The 22,255-nt window shown below is 64.9% G+C and carries 21 protein-coding genes; 10 read left to right on the forward strand and 11 right to left on the reverse strand.

All coding sequences use genetic code 11. The annotated features are described in order from the left end of the window. Positions 1–6: 6 nt before the first annotated feature. Positions 7–507: a macro domain-containing protein gene (locus tag NDI54_RS07530; protein WP_310895843.1), complete on the forward strand. Its 501-nt coding sequence runs from the start codon at positions 7–9 to the stop codon at positions 505–507. Between the two features lie 5 nt (positions 508–512). Here NDI54_RS07530 and NDI54_RS07535 read toward each other — a convergent pair whose 3' ends face one another. From NDI54_RS07535 to NDI54_RS07555, 5 genes are all read right to left on the reverse strand, one after another. Further along, positions 513–806: a hypothetical protein gene (locus tag NDI54_RS07535; RefSeq protein WP_310895844.1), complete on the reverse strand. Its 294-nt coding sequence runs from the start codon at positions 804–806 to the stop codon at positions 513–515. A gap of 102 nt (positions 807–908) precedes the next feature. Beyond that, on the reverse strand, positions 909–1,886 hold the full coding sequence (locus NDI54_RS07540; protein ID WP_310895845.1) for an aldo/keto reductase: 978 nt from the start codon (positions 1,884–1,886) through the stop codon (positions 909–911). Positions 1,887–1,929: 43 nt separating this feature from the next. Further along, positions 1,930–3,024, reverse strand: coding sequence for an ABC transporter permease (locus NDI54_RS07545; RefSeq protein WP_310895846.1), 1,095 nt, complete (start codon positions 3,022–3,024; stop codon positions 1,930–1,932). After that, the gene (locus NDI54_RS07550; RefSeq protein WP_310895847.1) at positions 3,017–4,906 is read right to left on the reverse strand and encodes a PrsW family intramembrane metalloprotease; all 1,890 of its coding nucleotides are present in this window, start codon (positions 4,904–4,906) and stop codon (positions 3,017–3,019) included. Before NDI54_RS07550 ends, NDI54_RS07545 begins: the two co-directional genes overlap by 8 nt. Then, on the reverse strand, positions 4,907–5,809 hold the full coding sequence (locus NDI54_RS07555; RefSeq protein WP_310895848.1) for an ABC transporter ATP-binding protein: 903 nt from the start codon (positions 5,807–5,809) through the stop codon (positions 4,907–4,909). A gap of 60 nt (positions 5,810–5,869) precedes the next feature. Between NDI54_RS07555 and NDI54_RS07560 the strand changes: the two genes are divergently transcribed. Continuing rightward, positions 5,870–6,301: an SRPBCC family protein gene (locus tag NDI54_RS07560; protein WP_310895849.1), complete on the forward strand. Its 432-nt coding sequence runs from the start codon at positions 5,870–5,872 to the stop codon at positions 6,299–6,301. Between the two features lie 21 nt (positions 6,302–6,322). Here NDI54_RS07560 and NDI54_RS07565 read toward each other — a convergent pair whose 3' ends face one another. The 5 genes from NDI54_RS07565 to sucC all read right to left on the reverse strand — a co-directional run bounded on the left by NDI54_RS07565 (position 6,323) and on the right by sucC (position 11,477). Beyond that, positions 6,323–7,348, reverse strand: coding sequence for a sensor histidine kinase (locus NDI54_RS07565; protein ID WP_310895850.1), 1,026 nt, complete (start codon positions 7,346–7,348; stop codon positions 6,323–6,325). Positions 7,349–7,598: 250 nt separating this feature from the next. After that, a complete protein-coding gene (locus tag NDI54_RS07570; protein ID WP_310895851.1) occupies positions 7,599–7,835 on the reverse strand; it encodes a transcriptional regulator in 237 nt (78 codons plus the stop codon). Between the two features lie 588 nt (positions 7,836–8,423). Continuing rightward, complete coding sequence (locus NDI54_RS07575; RefSeq protein ID WP_310895852.1) at positions 8,424–9,416, reverse strand: ATP-binding response regulator; 993 nt, start codon at positions 9,414–9,416, stop codon at positions 8,424–8,426. Positions 9,417–9,459: 43 nt separating this feature from the next. Further along, on the reverse strand, positions 9,460–10,332 hold the full coding sequence (gene sucD, locus NDI54_RS07580; protein WP_310895853.1) for a succinate--CoA ligase subunit alpha: 873 nt from the start codon (positions 10,330–10,332) through the stop codon (positions 9,460–9,462). Continuing rightward, entirely contained in the window at positions 10,329–11,477 is a 1,149-nt protein-coding gene (sucC, locus tag NDI54_RS07585) for an ADP-forming succinate--CoA ligase subunit beta (RefSeq protein ID WP_310895854.1), read from the reverse strand. Before sucC ends, sucD begins: the two co-directional genes overlap by 4 nt. Before the next feature lie 233 nt (positions 11,478–11,710). Between sucC and NDI54_RS07590 the strand changes: the two genes are divergently transcribed. Next, positions 11,711–12,493, forward strand: coding sequence for an NAD-dependent protein deacylase (locus NDI54_RS07590; RefSeq protein WP_310895855.1), 783 nt, complete (start codon positions 11,711–11,713; stop codon positions 12,491–12,493). A gap of 15 nt (positions 12,494–12,508) precedes the next feature. Here NDI54_RS07590 and NDI54_RS07595 read toward each other — a convergent pair whose 3' ends face one another. Continuing rightward, positions 12,509–12,934: a DUF5793 family protein gene (locus NDI54_RS07595; protein ID WP_310895856.1), complete on the reverse strand. Its 426-nt coding sequence runs from the start codon at positions 12,932–12,934 to the stop codon at positions 12,509–12,511. 102 nt (positions 12,935–13,036) lie between these two features. Between NDI54_RS07595 and NDI54_RS07600 the strand changes: the two genes are divergently transcribed. From NDI54_RS07600 to NDI54_RS07630, 7 genes are all read left to right on the forward strand, one after another. Continuing rightward, positions 13,037–13,537 carry a TIGR04206 family protein gene (locus tag NDI54_RS07600; protein WP_310895857.1) on the forward strand — a complete coding sequence of 167 codons (501 nt, stop codon included), beginning with the start codon at positions 13,037–13,039 and terminating at the stop codon, positions 13,535–13,537. A gap of 131 nt (positions 13,538–13,668) precedes the next feature. Continuing rightward, positions 13,669–15,291, forward strand: coding sequence for a type II/IV secretion system ATPase subunit (locus NDI54_RS07605; RefSeq protein WP_310895858.1), 1,623 nt, complete (start codon positions 13,669–13,671; stop codon positions 15,289–15,291). Position 15,292: 1 nt separating this feature from the next. Beyond that, positions 15,293–17,740 (forward strand): type II secretion system F family protein, encoded by a 2,448-nt coding sequence (locus tag NDI54_RS07610; RefSeq protein WP_310895859.1) that lies wholly within the window; start codon positions 15,293–15,295, stop codon positions 17,738–17,740. Positions 17,741–17,778: 38 nt separating this feature from the next. Beyond that, positions 17,779–19,443: an ATP-dependent DNA ligase LigA gene (gene ligA, locus NDI54_RS07615; protein ID WP_310895860.1), complete on the forward strand. Its 1,665-nt coding sequence runs from the start codon at positions 17,779–17,781 to the stop codon at positions 19,441–19,443. Between the two features lie 63 nt (positions 19,444–19,506). After that, the gene (locus NDI54_RS07620) at positions 19,507–20,253 is read left to right on the forward strand and encodes an MBL fold metallo-hydrolase (protein WP_310895861.1); all 747 of its coding nucleotides are present in this window, start codon (positions 19,507–19,509) and stop codon (positions 20,251–20,253) included. Between the two features lie 95 nt (positions 20,254–20,348). Continuing rightward, positions 20,349–20,822, forward strand: coding sequence for a hypothetical protein (locus tag NDI54_RS07625; protein ID WP_310895862.1), 474 nt, complete (start codon positions 20,349–20,351; stop codon positions 20,820–20,822). Positions 20,823–20,959: 137 nt separating this feature from the next. Further along, positions 20,960–22,243: a PQQ-binding-like beta-propeller repeat protein gene (locus NDI54_RS07630; RefSeq protein ID WP_310895863.1), complete on the forward strand. Its 1,284-nt coding sequence runs from the start codon at positions 20,960–20,962 to the stop codon at positions 22,241–22,243. Positions 22,244–22,255: the final 12 nt, after the last annotated feature.

Consider the following 22,255-nt stretch of genomic DNA (forward strand, 5'->3'; position numbering starts at 1 on the left):
TCGCGCATGGAGTTCGAGGTAATCCAGGGCGACATCGCTGCACAGTCGGCGGACGCACTGGTCAACGCGGCCAACACGAGCCTGCGGATGGGCTCCGGCGTCGCCGGGGCGCTCAAACGCGCGGCGGGATCGGGGCTCAACGACGAGGCCGTCGCGAAGGGACCGGTCGACCTCGGTGGCGTCGCCACAACTGACGCTTACGACCTCGACGCCGAGTACGTCATCCACGCCGCCGCGATGCCGCCAGGCGGGCAGTCAACTGCCGAGAGCATCCGGGACGCTACTCGGAACGCGCTGGCGGAAGCCGACGCACTGAACTGCGAGTCACTCGTGCTTCCGGCGCTGGGTTGTGGCATCGCTGGCTTCGATTTCGAGGAGGGCGTCCGGATCCTCTGCGAGGCGATCAGTGCCTTCCAGCCCGACTCGCTAACGGACGTACGGCTCATCGCCTACTCCGACGACGATTTCCGGAGAATGCAGGCGGTCGCGGCCGACCTTCGCGGCTGACCCAGCTACAACAAGTGTACCCGCCCGGCACGCCACTCCCAGGCCACCTCCAGTGCGATCCAGCAGACGAGCCAGACCGCGGCGAAACTGAACACCAGCCACGTCGCGCCGAGAAACGACGACGGCCCGGCGACGGCCTGGAGCCAGGGATAGAGTTGCACACCCAGGAGAAGCGTCGCAACGAATCCCAGTATCCCAGTCACGTAGTGTTCGACCGGGTCGACGACCGAACAGACGCAGGCGTCCGGACACGGCGATTCCTCGGACCGTTCGCCCTCCGGCTCCCGGAAGCTGTTCATTGTTACCTATCCTCAAGATCTAGCTACAACAGATGAGGTATTAACGGTTACGGCGAGTGAATCGCCCGTTTCCTCGTGTACCGGGTAGACTGTGCCGGACCGCTACTCGTGGCCGGACACCCGCACCGGCTCATAGGGGTCCTCTAGCCACTCCACGTCGCTCTCCGACAGGTCGATCTCCAGCGCTGCCACGGCTTCTTCGAGGTGTTCGAGGCTACTCGTGCCGATAATCGGTGCGTCGACCCATTCCTTGTCGAGTACCCACGCCAGGGCGATCTGTGCCATCGAGGCATCGTACTCGCCGGCCAGTTCCTGGACCCGCTCGTTGACCTCACGGCCGCTTCCCTCGTAGTAGGGGTGTTCGCGGGCGTGGTCGTCCGTCTGGCCCCGCACCGTGTCCTCGACCTGCTCGTGGGGTCGAGTGAGATAGCCCCGGGCCAGCGGGCTCCATGGCATCACGCCGACGCTCTCCTTCTCACACAGCGGCAGCATCTCGCGTTCCTCCTCCCGATACAGGAGATTGTAGTGGTTCTGCATCGTCTCGAACCGCTCCAGCCCCTCGCGTTCGCTCGTCCGCAGGGTGTCGGCGAACTGGTGGGCCCACATCGACGACGCGCCGACGTAGCGCGCCTGCCCCCGACGGACGGCGTCGTCCAGCGCCCGGAGCGTCTGTTCGATGGGGGTATCGTAGTCCCAGCGGTGGATCTGATAGAGGTCGACGGTGTCCATCCCGAGTCGGTTCAGCGAGTTTGACAGTTCCTGCTCGATGGCCTTCCGCGAGAGCCCCCCAGAGTTGGGGTTGTCCTCGTCCATCTGGAAGTAGCCCTTCGTCGCCACGACCTGGCTGTCGCGGTCGTAGTCGTTGAGGACGGTTCCGACAACGCGCTCGGACTCGCCCATCGAGTACATGTTTGCGGTGTCGAAGAAGTTGATCCCGAGGTCGATGGCCCGCTCGATGACCTCGCGGCTCTCGTCCTCGTCGAGCACCCAGTCGCGCCACTCCGACGTGCCGAAGCTCATACAGCCCAGACAGAGCCGGCTGACCTCCATGCCGGTCGACCCGAGTGTCGTGTACTCCATGCCCGAAGTCGCGGGCGCGCCGGCGAAAAAGGTTGGGCGTCGCCTACAGTGTCTCCGCTGCGACCCGGCCGATATAGACCCTGGCTGTGGCGTACCCGGCAATCGCCACCAGGACCATGCCGCCGACGTGGCCGTACGTCAGCAGCGTCGGGCTGTCGACGGCCAACTTCGCCACCGTCGTCGCCGGATGCTCCGGGAGGAGGACGGCCCCGCCGAACACCACGAGGGTGAGTACGGAGAACAGCAACTGTGCCGGGCGGCGGTTCTGGAGCGTGATGCCCAGCACTACCCCGAGCGTCACGACGACGACGGTAACGGCCGTGATGAACAGCAGAATCGCCGCCGGGTTCGAGACGGCAATGCCGTTCGTGGACAGCAGGGCGAGCCATAGCAGCGCCTGCGCGGGGGCCAGCAATACCATGCCCAGGGCCTTCCCGTCGATGATGTCAAGCAGCGACACCGGAGCGACACGAAGGAGTTCCAGCGTCCCGCGTTCGATCTCCTCGGTGACGGTGTCGACGGCTACCGAGCCGCTGATGAACGGCGGGAGGAACAGGAGCAGCGGAATCAGGATGGTGTAGGTGAACCCGAAGTACTGACTCGCGCTGACGGTCTCCGGGAGCGGCACGGGCGGCTGGTCGAGAGACGGCGTCCGCTCCAGTCGCTCCTGGCGCTCCAACGCGCTGAGGACCCGCCGGACCTCGACGACGATGAGCGTCGACCGAATGCTCCCCTCGGGGACAACGGCAGTGACCGCTATCTGCTCCCCCGGCCCGCTCGTCGACGGCACGTACTCGCCGCGGAGTATCGCGTCCACTCGGCGCTGCTGGAACGCCTGCTGTGCGGCGGCCTCGCTCTCGAACGCGGTGACCCGGGTGCCGTCCTGTTCAGCGGCTGCGGCCTCCAGTTCCTCGCGGGCGTCACCGGTGACGGCCATTTCGACCTCGCCGGCCGCCACGGAACTGGGGTCATACAGCGACGTGAGGCCGACGACAAGGAACGAGGAGAACCCGGCGACAAAGAGCTGGATGAGCAGCGCCAGCACGATGGTCTTCTCGCGGGATAGCGACCGGATGTCCCGCCGGGCGATGACGACCCGCGGGTCGCGCCAGACCGGGCGGTCCTCAGACTCAGACAAGGGTGCTCACCACCGCGAAGTTGTAGCCGAAGTGAATCACGATAGCCAGCCCCAGCCCACCGAGGTATGCCCGTCGCCCGCGGCTCGCGCCCACCGACGAGATGGCCGCCGTCACCGTATGCAACGCCAGTGGGAGCAGGAACAACAGCCCTGCAATCCACAGCGGCAGGCCAGCGGGCAGGGTCGCACCCTGTAGCGCCGCCTCACCGATGGGTAGACTCTCAAGGTCGGATAGCCTGGCGATAAGCAGCCCTTTCTCCCCGATGAAGAAGCCGAGGCCGGAGAGCGCGCCGATGCCAAGTGCCGACCGGAGCGTCCGCTCGTAGCGGGCGTGGTCGTAGCCGGCGTAGACGTGCAGGCTCTTGGCGACTTCCTCGATGACGACGATGACCGCCAGCACAAGCACGATGCCCAGCGACTGGTTCGTCCCGAAGACGTTCAGCGACACCGAGTCGAGGACGAACAGGAACGCGACGGCCGCCAGTTCGGCGACGATGACCAGCGGCAGCAGGACGACGCTCATCTTCAGCGCGCTCCGTCGGGATCTGATACCACCGGCCAGCGCATCAAGCACCTTCAGCGGGATTGGCCGCTGGGTGAACATGTCCTCCTCGCGGTAGAGGCCTGCCCCGAGGCCAAACAGCACCAGCCCGGTCAGAAGCGGCGGTAGCGTCGAGAACACGAACGATGAGATCCCAACAGACTGCCCAGTGAGGTCCAGCACGACAAGCGTCAGCGGCGAGATGAGCGCAATCGGCGTCACGTCGGTGAAGATGGCCGGGACGAACGCGTAGGAGGTCAGCGTCACCGTTATCGTCACCGTCACGAAGGTGAGTTCCTTGAACGAGCGGGCGAACATCGCCCCACAGAACGTCGCCGAGAGGAACAGGACGACGAGCGGGACCACCGCCAGCACCGCGACGTGGCTTCCCGCCGGCGCGATGTTCCCGAACTTCAACGCTGCGGTGATGAGTGCCGTCACGCCGACGGCTCCCAGGAAGTACGGGAGGGTCTTCCCGCCGATGATATCCCCTCGGGAGGCCGGTGTCACCAGCAGGAGTTCCCCGCGACGGTTCAGCCGTTCTGAGAGCATCGACGAGCCGTATGCCTGGATGACGAAGTTCATCGGGACGATGTAGAGGAAGGCAAGCACGAGCGATTCGAAGGGGAACGGCGGTGAGATGTCCGAGGGAGTACCGCCCTGCACGTCACCGGTCAGCCGCGCGCCGATTGCGCCGAGGTTCGCGCCGCTGCCGCCGGTGGCTCCGTCACCCCCGCTGCTCGCTGCCGAGCCGTCGCCGCTGCTTCCGCCACTGCCGCTCGTCTCTGACCCGTCTCCGCTACCGCCGGTGCTCGATCCGCTCCCGCCCGAGGAGTCGGAGCCGGAGCCGTCACTGCCGTCATCGCTTCGGGGATCAAGCTGGCTGCTCCCGGACTGCTGCTCGTAAACGAGCGTCACGGACACCGGGAACGCGGCGGTCTGGTTGTCGTCCCGGGCGAGCGTCCGGTCGTTGTACCGCGCCGTACTATCCCGGAGTTCGGCCAGCGCAGCCCGCTCTTTGGCCGTCCGTGGAACGCTCCGGAGTGTGGTGCCGCGATACAGGAGTTCCTGCTCGTGTCGCTCGATTGCGGCGGGGTCAGGCTCGCGGATGTCGAAGGTCCGATCATCGGCCGCGACGCCGTGGTACGGGCTGTCATCGTCGACCCCGATGCGGTAGATGCCGTCGTCCATGCCCGCGCCGCCGCCGCTGACAGCTATTGCCGCGACTGCACCCATCGCGACCAGGGACAGCGCCATCACGACGATGGTTCGCTTGTCGACGCCGCCGGCGTTTTTCGTGACTTCCCACTTTGCGACACGCAGGAGCTTGTCGGGTTGCATCTACTCCGCGTCCTCCTCGACGTACCGTGTGCCGCGAGTGCCGGCCTCGGCGACGTTGAGGAACACCTCCTCAAGGCTGGATTCCTCCGTCCGGATGTCGACCACGTCACCGCCGCGGTTTTCTGCCTGCCTGCGTGTCGTTTCGACTTCCTCCATGCTCTCGACGACGCGCTCGTACGTTCCGTTTTCCTTGATTGCGCCTGGCACGTCGACGGTCGTGTAGACGTGATACCGCGTGTGGCCGTACTCGGCCTGCAACTGTTCGAGGTCGCCGCGGGCGACGATTTCGCCCTCGTTCATGATGACGACCCTGTCACAGATCGATTCGACGTGAAAGAGGTTGTGCGCCGAGAAGACGATGGTTTTACCTTCCTTCGCCAGCTGTTCGGTGAACTCGATGACGTAGTTCGTCGTCAGGGGGTCCAGTCCCGACGCCGGCTCGTCGTAGATGAGCACGTCGGGGTCGTTGATCAGGGAGCGCGCGATGGCGACCTTCCGTTTCATCCCCTTGGACATGTCTCCGAGCTTCCGGTCGCGGTGTTCGAGCTCCAGTTCGTCCAGCGTGTCGTGCATCCGCTCCTCGGCCACGTCCGGCGGTACGTCGTAGAGGTCGGCGAAGAATTTCAGATAGGATATCGGCGTCATCTCCTCGTACAGCGGCGACTCCTCGGGGAGAAAGCCCAACTGCTGGCGCATCTCGGCCGTTTCTGTGTCGAGGCCCGCGATTTCGGCGGTCCCGCTCGTCGGCTCCAGCAGGCCAGCGAGCATCTTCAGCGTCGTCGTCTTGCCGGCACCGTTCGGCCCGATGATACCGAACACCTCCCCGCGGTCGACGGAAAACGAACTGCCCTGTACAGCGACGAAACCGCCATACTCCTTTCGAATATCCCGGGCGTCAATCATCTGGCGAGTGGTTGTGAGTGAACTAACCTATACCTTGGCTCCGCCCTATTGCTTCTGATAATGGCACTCGATATCGGTGGGAACAGCGTCTCCCTGGAGCGAACACCGGACGGTCGGCGGCTGGTCGTCCGCCGAGATGTGACTGCGCCGGTCGACGCCGTCTGGCAGGTCCTGACCGACACGGACTGCTGGCCCGACTGGGGACCGTCGGTCACGGCCGTCGAGACGGATAGCCGATACATCTCGGCGGGGTCGACCGGTCGTGTTCGCGTTGCCGGTGCGGTGTGGCTCTCCTTCGACGTGACAGCGTGTGCGCCGTACCGCTGGACGTGGGACGTTGCGCGACTCCCCGCAACGGGTCACTTCGCAGAGGAACGGTCCGGCGGCTCCGTCGTCGGGTTCGAGATCCCACCGCTTGCGACCGGCTACGCACCAGTCTGTGCCCGGGCGTGCCAGCGGATCGCAACTATCGCAACGCGGCGAAACGAGTAGACAACCGCTGCCGAACCGCTGTCAGGACTGTATCGGTGTCTGCGACCGCGTCTCGCCGTCTTCTTTGTCGTCCGCCACTGTCGTGACGCCCGTAATCTCGAATCGCGTCCCGCCGCCGTCGCTCTCTACCACGTCGATCTCCCAGCCGTGGGCTTCGACGATTCGCTGAACGATTGCCAACCCCAGGCCGCCTTCGCCGTCCGTGGTGGAGTAGCCGTCGTTGAGCACTGCATCACGCTTGGCCGGCGGGATTCCGGAGCCGTTATCCGCGACGTAAAATCCGCCTTCCATCGAGCCAACGCGAACCGTCAGGTCGGTGCCGCCGTGTTCGACGGCGTCGTTAGCCTCTGGCTGACTGATTGTGGAGCCATGCTCCACACTGTTCCGAAACAGGTTCTCGAACAGGTGCTGGAGCCGATCCGGGTCGGCCTCGATGAGTATCGCCGCATCGTTTTCGAGCGTCGCCTCGGCCGTCGGGACAGCGTCCCAACAGCTATCGACCAACTCAGTGAGGTCGACGGCCTCTACATCGCTGATGATGCGTCCGCTCCGGGCCAACGTCAGCGTCCGGTCGACGAGCGTCTCCATCCGGTCCATCGCGGCGGCAGCCGTATCGAGGTGCTCCGAGCCGTGCTCGGTGCGTGCGAGTTCGAGGTTCCCCGACGCGACGTTGAGCGGGTTCCGGAGGTCGTGTGCGACCACGGCCGCGAACTCGTCGAGGCGCTCGTTGCGCTGTTCGGCAGCTTCCCGCTGGAGTCGGTGCCGCTCGGCCTCGACGGCCCGCGAAATCGCTCGTGCCTCGAAGATGCCCATTAAGAGGCCGCCGGAACCGCCGACAGCAACCGCAAACAGTCCCCATCCGATGTCGTCACCTAGCGACCCCGTCGGCCACGTCAGCATCATCGCCAGGTTCAACAGCAAGAAACTGACGAATCCACCGGTAAACCAGGTCCCGATCCGCTGATACTGTTCCGAACCGATATCCGAGTTGCTGAGCCAGAACCCGCCGACGATGATTGTCACTGCGAATGGACTGATTGCCAGCATGCTAACCACGAAATCGGCCGTAAAAACGGCTGCAAGTCCAGCATCAGTGAAATAAAAGTAATTACCGACAGTTGTGAGGAGAACCAGCCACCCGATTCCCTGAATAACGGATGGCAAGCGGGGTGCGCTTCGGTCTGGGACTGTCACTTCGACCCTGATTTGTTAGTCACACGTATACATCTACTGGCTAAATTGACAGACGAGAAACACCGTTTCCGGCGTCACAGCCCCTCTGTACCGCCAGTCTTTCTTATTGTTTGGTTACGCGTGCGTCCGATACTTTGTGGATGTCGTCGTCGATCCCGGACCCGTCACAGTCCTCGTTCGGACACCGATAGTGCCAGCCGTCCTCCGTCGCCGCTCGCTCCGTGAAGCGGTCGCCGCAGTCGTCACAGTAGAGCTGCCCGTCCGAGCATGTATCCCGGTGGAGTTCGAGTTCGAGCTCTGTGCTAAACGTCCGCTTGCAGTTCCGACAAATATGAGGCATATTCGAAACTACAGATTCATCCCTTATAGCGATACCGGAACGTTCACGCCCGCTTCTTTCCGTTGTCGGAAGATTACGGTCGGCCGCCGTCCGTCGGTTTTCGGCGACTGTAACCTCTCATATCCCGGACAGTAAAGCCCGTCCAACACTGACCGCCCGTGTACAGACCTGTCGTCTGACGCCTGCCGGGACGGGCGTCCAGTCCGATAACCGACACTCGCGTGCGGATAGGCGCGCCAGACAGTCCTCGCATGACCGACGACGCCCCTGTCCGTCACCCGTCGCTCGTTCCTTTACCGCAGTTGCGATTCGCTCCGCTAGCGCCTGTGTGTCGTCTGGTTCAGTCATAAGACACCGGGAAACCCGGTACTTCCAGGCACGGAGTACGCCATGATTGTTATAGGATACCACTGACTATTATTTGAGTAGGATTTGTGACTATCATCAATACTATCGAATATTGCGACCCTACTTCGATCCGTACACTCACTCCCAACCGCACGGCTGCGAACCGGTGTGGACAGTAACCTACTCTTTCACACACACGCTCGCCCACCGACTGGGGACCCAGGGTGTCGCCGGTAGGGATTACGAAACCGCCACGTCGATACGCGTACCGCCGGACTCGCTCTCTCCGGCCGTCACCGTCCAGCCGTGGGCTCGCGCCGCGGTATCGACGAGGAACAGTCCGTACCCCTCTCCATCCTGCGTCGTTCCGAAGCCCTGGTCGAACACGCCCTCGCGGTCCGCCTCGGGGATTCCGGGGCCGTCGTCGGCCACGTAGAACCCCGAATCGGTGTCGCCGACGGTGACGGTCACCGGCCCGTCGCTGTGTGTGACTGCGTTGTCGAACAGTTCGCGGAACAGCAGTTGCAGCCGGTCGCGTTCGGCGTCGATAGACGCGTCCGTCGCCACCTCCAGCGTCGCGTCCTCGTAGCTCCCTGTGGCCCAGACCTCAGTCGCGATGTCCGAAAGCGAGAGCGGTTCGGTCTCCGAGGCCGGGCGCGCAATACTGCCGATGCGCGAGAGGTCGGTGAGCAGCGACTCGACTCGGTTCACCGACCGAAGCAGCACCGCTTCGTGGGGTTCGCCGATGTCAAGCAGTTCTAACCGCCCCATGACGACGTTCAGCGGGTTCTTCGCATCGTGGGAGACGCCGCTGGAAACCTCGTCCCACTGCATCGCGCCGACGCGCCAGTCCGTCGGCCACCGGGTCGCGTACGCTTCGAGCTTTGCAGCCAACAGCGCCGGCGACGTTTCGCTGTCGACGTAATCGGTGACGCCGGCACGGAGCGCCTCGGTGACCCGGGCCGGGTCGGGGTCGGCCGCGACGAGCACTATCGGAACCATGGCCCCTGCCGCTCGCAGTTGCTCGAACATCGCAAGCCCGTCGTGGTCGCCACCGTCGCTGAGGACAACACTTCTGATATCCCCTTCGGCCAGTCGGTCCTGGACCGTGCTGGGATCCTGAAGGGCCTCGGCTGTTACACCGCCCGCTGTCAGTTCCTCGGCGAGCGCTGCGGCCAGGTCAGTCGCTTCGGTACCGGCGACGAGATGGACGGTCCCGCGAGTACGCGTCATCGTCTGACACTACGAAAACGGGTACCAAGAAACCGACGGTGCCCTACAGCAGGTCTTCGACGTGGTCCGCGACTTCTTCGGGCGTGTCGCCGACCGGGACGCCGTTGTCCTCAAGCGCGGTGATCTTCGACTGGGCGGTGCCGGTGCCGGAGCCGGAGACGATAGCGCCGGCGTGGCCCATCCGCTTTCCGGGCGGGGCGGTGCGGCCAGCGATGAAGCCGGCGACCGGCGTGTCCATGTGCTCGCCGATGTAGCGGGCGGCTTCCTCCTCGTCCTCGCCGCCGATTTCGCCACACATCACGACGGCGTGGGTGTCGGGGTCGGCCTCGAACTGCTCCAAGGCCCCGATGAAATCCGTCCCGATGATTGGGTCGCCGCCGATACCGATGGCCGTCGACTGGCCGATACCGCGGTTGGTGAGGTTGTCGACGACCTGATAGGTCAGCGTCCCCGAGCGGGAGACCAGACCGACGTTCCCCGCGGAGAAGATGTTCCCCGGAAGGATACCGAGCTTGGCGACGCCGGGCGTGATGACGCCGGGGCAGTTCGGCCCGACGAGGTGCGTGTCGGTCTCCTGCAGTTTCCGGTAGACCCGGGACATGTCCTGGGTCGGGATGCCCTCTGTGATGGCGACGACGAGGTCCAGACCGTCGGCGTCGAGCGCCTCGAAACAGGCGTCGCCGGCGAAGGCCGGCGGGACGAACACGACGGCGGCGTTGGCGTCTTCCTCGCGGGCCGCGCCCTGGACGGTGTCGTACACCGGGACGCCGGCGACTTCCTGGCCGCCCTTGCCGGGGACGGCTCCGGCGACGACGTTCGTGCCGTACTCCAGCATCTGTTCGGTGTGGAACTTCCCTTCACCGCCGGTGATCCCCTGTACAACGACGCGCGTGTCTTCGTCGACTAGAACACTCATGCTTCCACCTCCTTTGCGTACTCGACCGCACGCTGGACGGCGTCCTCCAGCGTGTGCTCAACCGTGACCAGGTCTTTGTTCAGAATCTCCATCCCTTCTTCGGCGTTGGTCCCCGCGAGCCGGACGGTGACCGGCTTCGGGATCTCGTCGAACTGCTCTAGGGCCTGGTTGATACCGTTGGCGACCTCGTCGCCGCGGGTGATGCCGCCGAAGATGTTGAACACGACGGAGTCGACGTTCTCGTCGGAGAACACCATATCCAGCGCGTTGGCGATGCGGTCGGCTTTCGCGCCGCCGCCCACGTCGAGGAAGTTGGCGGGCTCGCCGCCGTAGTAGTCCACGAGGTCCAGCGTCGTCATCACGAGGCCCGCGCCGTTGCCGATGATGCCGACGTTGCCGTCCAGTCGGACGTAGTCGAAGCCGTACTCGTCGGCCTTCTGTTCGAGTTCGTCGCCCTCCGCGGCCTCCTCGCCCATCTCGGCGATTTCGGGCTGGCGGAACAAGGCGTCGCCGTCGATGTTCATGACGGCGTCGGCCGCGATGACCTCGTTGTCGGCCGTAATCATCAGCGGGTTGATCTCCGTGTCAGCGCCGTCGCGGTCGTCCCAGAGCTGGTACAGCGTCGTGAGGACGCTCGCCACGTCGTTTGCGACCGCGCGGTCGACGCCGGCCTCGTAGACGACCTTCCGGGCCTGGAACGGATGCATCCCGAAGGCGGGGTCGATGTGCTCGCGGGCGATGGCGTCGGGGTCTTCCTCGGCGACCTCCTCGATGTTGACGCCACCCTTGGTAGAGACCATCGCAACGGGGCGACCCTCGTTGCGGTCCATCGTCACGCCCACGTATAGCTCGTTGACGAAGTCCACGGCTTCCTCGACGAGGACCTTCGAGACGTGGTACCCCTTGAGATCCATCCCGATAATGTCCTCGGCGGCCTCGCGAGCCTCCTCTTTGGACTCGACGAGTTTGATACCGCCGGCCTTGCCGCGGCCGCCCACGTGTACCTGTGCCTTAATTGCGACCGGGTATCCGATCTCCTCGGCCGCATCGACGGCCTCGTCCACTGTCTCGGCCAACTGCGATGCGGGCGTTGGAATCCCCGCGTCAGCGAAAACCTGCTTCGCCTGGTATTCGTGCAAGCGCATGTCATGCAGACACGCGAGCGGTGGCGATTTAAATCCGTCTTTCTCTTCCCGTGGTCGTGTGACATTCTACCAGCCCACTGTCGATTGGGTATCACGAGTCGGGAGTTTCTATAGGCGGAACAATACGGGCGACTCCGTGGGAAGTGAACTCCCGGAGCAGCGTCCACCGCCGTCGCCATCACCGCCGGCGTCCTATCCGATAGACCCACGGCATCCCATCGTGAAGTGAGCGTATGGCCGATGACAGGCACGGGACCGATGGCGTCGCCGACGAGACACTCGATGCCGTGGCCGATGCGCTCCGCACCGCCGAAACCGGCGTTGCCCTCACCGGCGCGGGCGTCTCGACGGCGTCGGGCATCCCCTCCTTTCGCGGCGACGACGGCGTCTGGGAGCGCCACGACCCGGCGGACTTCCGTCGCCGCCGACTTGACGCCGACCCAGCGGGCTTCTGGGCGGACCGGCTCTCGCTTCGGGAGGCCATCTACGGCGATTTGGACCCTGAGCCCAACGCCGCCCACGAGGCGCTGGCGGCGCTCGAATCTGCGGGCCACCTCGACGGCGTCCTCACGCAGAACGTCGACGGACTGCACGACGCCGCCGGGACGGATCACGTCATCGAACTGCACGGGAACCACCAACGCGTCGTCTGTGACGACTGCGGCGACCGTCGGGACGCCAAAGCCGTGTTCGAGCGGGCCGCCGCAGATGGCGACCTCCCGCCGCGCTGTGACTGCGGCGGCGTCTACCGGCCTGACGTGGTGCTGTTCGGCGAGTCCCTGCCCGACGTGGCGATGAGCGAGGCCCAGCGCCTGGCCCGCGACAGCGACGTGTTCCTGGCTGTGGGATCGTCGCTGTCGGTGCGGCCGGCGTCGCTACTGCCGAAAATCGCTGCTGAGGCGGGCAGCACGCTAGTCGTGATAAACTACGAGGAAACGCCGTGTGATACCGAAGCCACACACGTCTTGCGGGCGGATGTCACACGGGTGCTTCCAGCGATTGTCGAGCGGCTGTAACAACGAGGAGACGGCTTACAGCTCGACGCCGCCGGGGATCAGACTCTGTCCCCGCAGGAGGCTCCCGTCGTGGTCGTAGACGAGCAGCGTCCGCAGCTCGTAGGTCCGTGACTCGCCTTCGCCGTCGGTGAGTTGGATGATAAACTGTGGGTCTTCCTGGGCGTCCGCCGCGGAGACGAGCGCGTCAATATCGCCGGTCGGTGCTGTCGCTTCGAAGACGTACTCGCCGGTGAGGCGGTTCGTCAGCGAGAGGACGCCGTCGGTTTCGGGCTGGCGGCGGAAGGTCACGTCGATCTCCTCGCCGTCGAGTGTCCCGCCGTCTACTTTGTCGAGGCGTTCGCGGAGCGCTCCTGTCGGCCCGTCGTACTCGATCGCGATCGTCGGGTCGTCGTTGTCGGCGGCCGAAGCCTGGATATCGACGGTGAAGTAATCACGCCTCATTCCGGTATCTAACGGTTAGTGGCCCGACCAAATGAACGTAACGGCGCACCGACTGTCGGTATCGGTAGCTTTTACCGGACCGGCCTACCCTCTGACAGTAGCATGGCCTGGGTGAAATCAGAGTACGCCGGCGAGTTCGCGGTGCTTGCGACGTGGCTCGTGGGACTGGCCCCGTGGTCGGTTTCGCTGTTCGAGATCGAGGGCGTGACCGTCATCGGTTTCCGCTTCCTCCCGTTCCGGTTCCAGTTCATTTTCGGCGCGACGCTGCCCGGCGAGCGGCCGTTCCTCTGGGCCTGGCAGGTCGCCGGCTTTCAGGGGTCAGCGCCGCTTGCGCTCGCCGGCACGCTCGGGTTCGCCGCGTTCGCAACGTTCCTGCTCCCGCTTGGACTCAGCCTCTATTACTACGTCGCTGAAGATCACATGGACGCGACTCTTCCGATCGATCCGGTTCGGCTGTTCGGCGGGCTGCTCGGACTCGTCGGCGTCCTCACGCTCGCGGCCAGCGGGCTGTTCATCACGTCCTTTCCCGGTATCACCGTTCCCGTCGGCGCGCTCGTCGCGCTCGTGTTCGCCTACCTCTTGTTGACTATCGACCGGGCGTGATCGTCACGGGCCTCGTTCGCACGACTGCTGGCGATTAGACTGCTGATAATTCGGCGAGCGAATTTAAGTAGGTGGATACGATAGCAGGTGTATATTCCGGGGAGTGCCGTGTGCTCCCCACTGAACCACCGATGTCGAACCCAGAACCCCCCGAACCCGGTGACTTCGTTTCGGATCCGCTCGGCCACATCCAGTCGTGGCTTTCGCGGACCGCGACGGTACTGAGCGGGTCAGCGGTCCCCACGGCGAATTACGACCCCAACCGCCACGGGGCGCTGGTCGAGTTCGACGGGGTTGACGGCTACAACGAGGTCGAACGCTACTGGCTGAACGTCCCCTTCGCCTTCGCCTCGATCAACCACGACCCGGAGCGCGACGAACACCTGTATCAGGTCGTCGAACCCTCGCTGTCCGACATCGAGCGGGAGTTGCTGGACCGCCTGTTCGAGGACATCCGTATCCCGCTCATCTACCGCGACGATGTCGACACTGACCCGGAGCGGGTCCTCACGGAGGAACTCGAAGCCAGGCTTGAGGAGTACGGCGTCGTCATCGAACCGGAGACGTTCTACCGGCTGTTTTACTACCTGTATCGCTCGTTCCAGGGCTACGGCCACATCGACCCCCTGATGCACGACCCGGACATCGAGGACATCTCCTGTGACGGGGCGAACCTCCCCATCTTCGTCTACCACGACCGCTACACCGACATCGAGACGAGCATCGTCTACGACGCCGACGAACTGAACGACTTCGTCATCCAGCTGGCCCAGCGCTCGGGCCGGCACGTCTCCGTCTCGGACCCAGTCGTCTCGACGACGCTGCCCGACGGCTCGCGTATCGAACTGGCCCTGGGCGAGGAAGTCACGCCGCGTGGCTCCGCCTTCACCATCCGGAAGTACGCCGACGAGCCGTTCACGCCCATCGAACTGCTGGAGTACGGCACCTTTTCCGTCGAGATGCTCGCCTACCTCTGGCTGGCCATCGAGTCCAACAAGTCACTCATCTTCGCGGGCGGGACGGCGGCCGGCAAGACCACGTCGATGAACGCGCTGGCGATGTTTCTCCCGCCCCGCTCGAAGGTGCTCTCAATCGAGGACACCCGCGAGCTGTCACTGTATCACGACAACTGGCTCTCCTCGGTCACCCGCGAGCGCCTGGGCGACTCGGACATCACGATGTACGACCTCCTGCGCTCTGCGCTCCGGCACCGCCCCGAGTACATCATCGTCGGCGAGGTGCGCGGCGAGGAGGCGATCACGCTGTTCCAGGCGATGAACACCGGGCACACGACGTTCTCGACAATGCACGCTGACTCCGTCCAGACGGTCATCAATCGGCTTGAGAACGAGCCAATCAACGTCCCGCGGCCGATGGTCCAGAGCCTCGACATCCTCTGTGTGCAGGTGCTTGCCCGCTCCGGCGACGAGCGCGTCCGTCGCGCGAAGACGCTGGCCGAAATCGAGGGTATCGACCAGCGGACCGGCGAACTGGACTACTCAACGACGTACAACTGGCGAGCCACCGAGGACCGCTTCACCGAGAACAACAGCGAGCTACTGGACGAAATCCGAAATGAACGGGGCTGGACCCAGTCGGAACTGCTCACGGAACTTCGGAACCGCCAGCGGTTCCTCCGGTATCTCCAGTCGCAAGGCATCACTGACTACCGGAAGTTCACGGCGATGGTCAACAAGTATTACGCGGACAAAGAGCAAGTCATGGCGAACATCGACGACGACGCGATAGCCTGACATGGCGCTGAACCCGCTCGGTCTGGCACCGCTCGCCGTCGTCGTCGGGATTCTCGGGCTTATCGGCTACAGCACCGTTAACGAGCGCTTCGACCGCACCGTCACGCGGCTGTCCCGACGGCTCTTTGGCCGCTACGTGGGTGCGTCGCCCAAGCGCGAACGCCAGCTCGAAGCCGCCTACGTCGACGAGACCTACCGCGGGTACGCCGCCAGAACGCTCGTGTACGCCTGTGTGGGGGCTGTCGCCGGGGCGATAACCGGCGCATACGCCATCGGCGGCCTGCTGTTAGTGCTGCCGGCGCTGGTGACCCTCGCACAGGGGCTCCCGTCGACGATGGTGACCGCCTTCGGCCTGCGCACGTTCGAACTCGTGTTGACGCCGACCCAGACGCTCTACATCCTCATCGTCGGCGGCGTGTTATCGGGCGCGGCAACGGCTGGACTCACGTATCTCTATCGCTGGGAACGGCTGAAAAACCAGGCGGACGTGCGGAGCCGGAACATCGACGAGGGAATGGCCCGCACTATCGCCTTTATGTACGCGCTCTCCCGTGGGGGGATGTCGTTCCCGGACGTGATGCGCGTGCTGGCCCGGAATCAAGAGATCTACGGCGACACGGCAAAGGAGGTCGGCGTCGCCGTCAGGGAGATGGACCTGTTCGGCCGGGACATGATCTCGGCGCTCGAACACGTCTCTCGACGGACCCCCAGTGAACAGTTCAAGACGTTCACCGAAAACCTCTCCAGCGTCCTCCAGAGCGGCCAGTCGCTGGCCCCGTTCCTCCGGGAGCAGTACGAGCGCCACCAGGAGCAGGCCGCCGAGCGCCAGGAGGACCTGCTGGAGCGACTTGCCACCGTCGCCGAGGCCTACGTCACCGTGTTCGTCGCCGCCGTGCTGTTCCTGATGACGATACTGCTCGTGTTCGGCCTGACGACGACGGACACCCTCTGGCTGTTGCAGATGATGGCGTATCTCGTCATCCCGCTGGCCAACGTCGGCTTCATGGTGTATCTCGATAGCAAGCTCCAGTCGCTGGGCATCGGTAGCGCCGGAACGACCGACATTTTGGACCGGTACGAGACGGCGACCCTGGGCAAACCCAGTCTCGGAGCCGGCCGTCTCGGCGTGACCGACGGCGGCGTCGCCCCGGCCGACGAGGCGAACTGGCTCCGGCTCCGGTTCTACGACCGCGTCGAATCGATCCGGGACCTGCTCAGCGCCCCGCTCCAGTCGCTGGTGTGGAACCCGGTGTACGTCCTCTATCTCGCCGTCCCCCTCGCGCTTGTGTTGTTGCTCGTTCGCGCCCCGGCGGCGTTCCAGGCGTCGACGGTCAATATCCGTATCCTCGACGACCTCGTCATCCAGTCGGTCCTGCTGATTCTTGGCCCGTTCGCGCTCGCCCGGTACGTCTACACCCGGCGACTGTCCCGAATCGAGGACGCGACGCCGGACCTGCTCGAACGGCTGGCGAGCCTGAACGAGGCCGGGATGACCGTCGTGGAGAGCCTCCGCCGGGTCCGGGGCAGCGATATCGGCGTGCTCACCCAGGAGATGCACCGCATCTGGGCCGACATCAGGATGGGCGCGAACGTCGACGACGCGCTCGTTCGGTTCGGCCGCCGGGTCCAGACGACGGCCATCACGCGCATCGTGACGCTGCTGACCCACGCGATGCACGCTTCGGGCCAGCTCGGCCCGGTGTTCCGCATCGCGGCCACCCAGTCGCGGGCCGACCTCCGGCTGAAACGGCGACGACGCCAGCAGATGCTCACCTATCTCGTCGTCATCTACGTCGCATTCCTGGTGTTCCTGGTCATCATCGTCGCCGTTCAGGAGGTGCTGGTCCCGAGCCTTCCGTCGAGCGTCCCGATGCCGGCCGGAGAATCGAACCGCCTCGGCGTCGGCGTCGACCAGTTCGCCCGCTTTGGCCGCGTCGACAAGGCCGCGTACACGCTCGTGTTCTTCCACACCGCCCTCATTCAGGCGCTCCTGACCGGCTTCATCGGCGGCCAGCTCGGCGAGGGAACGCTCAAAGACGGCGCGAAACACGCCGCAATTTTGCTTGGCGTCGCCTACGTCGCCTTCATCTTGCTGTCCTCACCGGTCGCGTCGATGACGGTCACCAGCCCCGCCGTCTCGGGCGACCAGATCACGGTCGAATCGGCCTCTCTCTCCGAGGGCGGGTTCATCGTCGTCCGCCAGTTCGAGGAAGACGGTCGGGTGCTCGGGACCTCCGAGTACCTTACTGCCGGAAGCCACAGCGACGTACGGATTACGCTCGATAGGCCGCCGTCGTCCGGCCGTCCGATCGTGCTGGTCGCTCATCAAGACACCAACGGGAACCAGCAGCTCGACTACCCCTTCGACGGAACGTCGGGAACAGCGGACCGCCCGTACGCGTCGTCGACGGCCGGCGAGAACGTCACCGTCCAGTACACGGTCGAGTGACGCTGGATTTACGGTTCCCAGTCGGGTAGGGTGGGCTGATGGAGTTCGCCGCCTTCGCCGACCGGGCCGCAGCAATCGAAGCCGAGAGCGCCGACACCGCGATCACCGAGGCGGTGACCGACCTGTTCCGAGCGGCCGGTTCGGACCTCCCGACGCTTGCCCGCTTCGTCCAGGGCCGTGTGTTTCCGGCCTACGAGTCCCGAACGCTCGATATCGGGCCGCGGCTCTGCTACGAGGCCATCGCTCGGGCGGCCGGCCGGAACGTCAGCGCCGACGACGTGGAAGGACGGTTGGCCGACATGGGCGAAATCGGGGCCGTCGCGGCGAGCTACGACCTCGGCGGCCAGCAGGGCCTTGCCGCGTTCGGCGCAGGCGGGGGCGGGAACGACGCCCTCACTGTGGCGGAACTCGACGAGACGCTCCGGGACCTGGCCGCCGTCGACGGCAGCGGAAGCCAGGGGACGAAAGTAGACATCCTCTTTGGCCTGTTCTCCCGGTGTTCGCCAGCCGAAGCAAGCTACCTCGCACGGCTCGTCCTCTCGGAGATGCGCATCGGTGTCGGCGAGGGCACCGTTCGGGACGCCGTCGCCGCCGCCTTCGACGTGCCGGTCGACGCCGTCGAGCGGGCCGTGCAGGTGTCAAACGACTACGGCATGGTCGCCGAGGTGGCCCGCGACGAGGGCGAATCGGGACTCGAAGGTATCACGCTCGAAATCGGCCGTCCCGTCCAGGCGATGCTGGCCCAGGCGGGGACGGTCGCCGGCGCACTGGAGGACTGGGACCGCGCCGCGGTGGAGTGGAAGTACGACGGCGCTCGCGTCCAGGTCCACTTCGACGGCGAGGACGCGAGGCTGTTCTCCCGGAACATGGAGGAGGTCACTGACCCACTCCCGGAGGTGGTCGACACTGTCGAATCGACGCTGGACGCGCCGGCGATCCTCGACGGAGAGGTGGTCGCGGTCGACGCGGACGGCGACCCGCTCCCGTTCCAGGAGGTGCTGCGTCGCTTCCGCCGGAAACACGACGTGGCCGCGGCCCGCGAGGACGTGGCCGTTCGCCTCCACGCCTTCGACTGTCTGCACGTCGACGGCGAGGACCTGCTGGACGCCCCGCTGGAGACGCGCCACGACCGACTGGAATCGCTGTTCCCGCCAGAGAGCGACGTTATCTCGCGGATGTGGCTGTCCGACGAGCCCGACGAGATCGCGGACCTGGAGGCCGACGCCCTCGCCGCCGAGCAGGAGGGTATCATGCTGAAAGACCCCACTGCGACGTACTCGCCCGGCAAGCGGGGCAAGCACTGGCGCAAGCGAAAGCCCGACGTAGAGACCCTGGACTGCGTCGTCACCGGCGCGGAGTGGGGCGAGGGCCGCCGGGCGAACGTCCTCGGCTCGTTCGAACTCGCTGTCCGGACCGACGACGGCTACGCCACCGTCGGCAACGTCGCCACGGGCATCACCGACGCGGAACTGGATGACCTGACAGAGCGCTTCGAACCGCACATCCGGCGCGAGGACGGCCGCGACGTGGTGCTCGACCCGGCGGTCGTCTTCGAGGTCGGCTACGAGGAGATTCAGGCCTCCCAGTCCTACGACTCGGGCTACGCGCTCCGGTTCCCGCGGTTCCTCTCGGTCCGCGAGGACAAGACGCCTGACAACGCCGATTCGCTGGAGCGCGTCGAACGACTGGCTGGCGACGGTTAATCAGGGCGAGTCGTGGCGGACTGTACCGACACGCGTAATGGCCCCCTCTGAGAAGCGGGACGCATGACAGTCAGACACGACGGCATCACCGCGGAGTGGCTCGGCTACGCGACGCTCCGACTGGAAGGCGATGATACGGTCGTCTACTTCGACCCCGGCCGCTACGGCGTCCTCACTGGAGAGTGGGAACCCCACAAAGACGGCATCGGCCACCCGCCGTCACAGGACTACGCCCCGAAAGACGGCGACATCGTCTGCGTGACCCACATCCACCACTACGACCCCGACGGCATCCGCCGCGTCGCCAGCGATGACGCCACCGTGGTCGCGTTCGAGGGAATCAACGTCCACGCGACCGACCGCGACCTCGACCGCCTGTCCGACCTCGATTACGAGGTCCGCAAAGTGGGGATGGAGGCCGACGTGCTGGTCGACGACGTGCCGATCTGGACCATGCCGGCGTACAACCACGAGGACGGCCCGAACGTCAACGACGACGGCAGCCCGATCCATCCGAAGGGTATCGGCTGTGGCTTCCTCGTCGCCGTCGACGACACCCGCGTCTTCTGGCCCGGTGACAGCGACGTGCTGGACGGTCACGCCGAACTCGACGTGTCGCTGTTCGTCCCCTCTATCGCCAAGAACTACACGATGGACCGCCACGACGCCGCGGCGCTGGCCGCGGAGATGGACCCGGATCTCGTGTTGCCGATGCACTACAACACGTTCGAATCGCTGGAGGGCGACTCCGGCGCGTTCGCGGAGGACGTAGCGAAACGCGGCGTTCCGGTCGTACTGGACGAGAACTGACTGGCAAAGCGCCCGGCGACGCCCAGAAACAGGTCTCCCTCGCTGCATCTATCAATCAAAAATAGTATTGGGGCGTTCAGCAGAACACCACCACGATGGAACGCCCCACTGAACGAGGGGGGAAAGAACAGTCCTCGACCTCCCCCTCTTTCGGTCATCTACTGCTCGTCTGGCTTTTCGTCGGGCCGTCGCTGTGGTCCCTCGGCTCCGCGGTGGCCGCTGCGATTCAGGCCGAACTGCCGCTGTCGACGATGGGAACCGGCCTGCTGTTCGGAACGGTCGTCGTCGTGTTGTTCTGGACCGCGGGCTTTCATCCTTCACTCCGGGCCAGTTTCGGCTACTTTCTCGCGGAACAGGGCATCTATCTGGTCCTAGTTGTCGGGATCGCTACGGCTTTTGCTCCGGCATTTACATCGTGGGTCGCGGTCGCGGTCCAACTCGTCTCGATCTCCCTCGCTGCGACGCTAGTGTTCTCCCCTGTTGGTGCGAAAATACGAAACTGGTTCCGGCGGCACATCCGCTCTCTGCTGAAACTACCGCCCCAAGACAGGGCGGCCAATCGCGAGTGATGGGGTGCCACGCAGAATCGGGCCAGACGCATCTGGATTCGCCACTGTTCGGCTGGCGAATCATTCATCCGACGACGACTGTTCCCGTTTTCCACTCGACAGAAAACACTTACCGAGAGACAGGAGATGGACTCCTAATGCCCTCCTCCCGTCGGCGATACCTCCGTGGCTGTATCGCGACCCTCGGACTGGCGTCCGCTGGCTGTCTCGGTTCGAACGGATACGTAGAGACTTCGCCGATTGGAACTGAGGCGATACCGGAATCAGAGGATGGGACTGACACCCACACACAGAGTGAACAAACGGACTCGTCCGTCGCCTGGCGGCAGTCACTCGGTTCGGCGATCACCGCCCCGCCGATCAGCACGGGGAGCCGTCTGTACGTCGGGACTGAGTCGGGAAGGGTCAAATCGCTCGCAACTGCTGACGGGAGCCAACAGTGGTCGTACGACGTGAACGACCCCATCCGCTCGCAACCGATACACGTCGGGAACAGCGTCTTCGTCGTAAGTGGGAAAGAAGGGCTGTACGAGGACCAGGTTGTCGTGGCGCTTGACGCCGAAAGCGGTGCGAAGCAGTGGACGTTTTCGCCCGGAGAGTGGTGGCTTGCGATGCTCGGCGCGACCGAAGAGTTGGTGTACGTCGGGACGAACACCGACGCCCCGTCGAAGGAGGGACGGACGCTCTACGCGCTCGCCGTTTCTGACGGGTCGGTACAATGGTCCGGAGAAATCGGGGACCAGGACGAGGGGGTCGTGCACAACGGGACGATATACGTGGCGTCGCACGGTCGGTTCTACGCGTACGACGCTGAAACCGGTGAAAAACGGTGGACCAACGACGTTGCCGACTACTACTCTCAGACGATGGTCGCCACCGACGACACGCTCTGTTATGCCGCCGACGTGGACGAGACCCACGGGACGCTCATCGGCGTCGCCGCTGACACCGGCGAGACCGTCTGGAGACACGACGACGGGTCCGTCGCATCGACGACGCTCCACGACGGAACACTTTACGCCGGTGGCACACATGTCGCTGCGCTCGATCCCTCGACCGGCGAGCAACAGTGGCGAGCACAGCAGTCCGGATACGTCCAGCAAGCCCCGGTGCAGAACGGCCTCCTCTATGCGGGTGGCGACGTACTACGCAGCTACGACAGTAGCGACGGCGAACCGAACTGGACGTGGGAGCCCGACGCGGACGTTGAAGGGGTGGTGCCGGCAGCGGTCGTTTCCGACACCCTGTACGTGGACTCGTGGACGGACGACGACCCCCGGAACCGATTCAAGTTCGCACTCGATGCGACAACTGGAACGAAACGGTGGGCCTTCGATGCCGAGCGCGACCTGACCGACGTGTCTGTCGGCGAAACGCGGGCCTACGTCGCCGCTGCCGATACTGTGTACGCGCTGGAATAATCGAAAAACGTC

It is taken from the genome of Haloarcula terrestris (assembly GCF_031624315.1).
GTDB lineage: Archaea > Halobacteriota > Halobacteria > Halobacteriales > Haloarculaceae > Haloarcula > Haloarcula terrestris.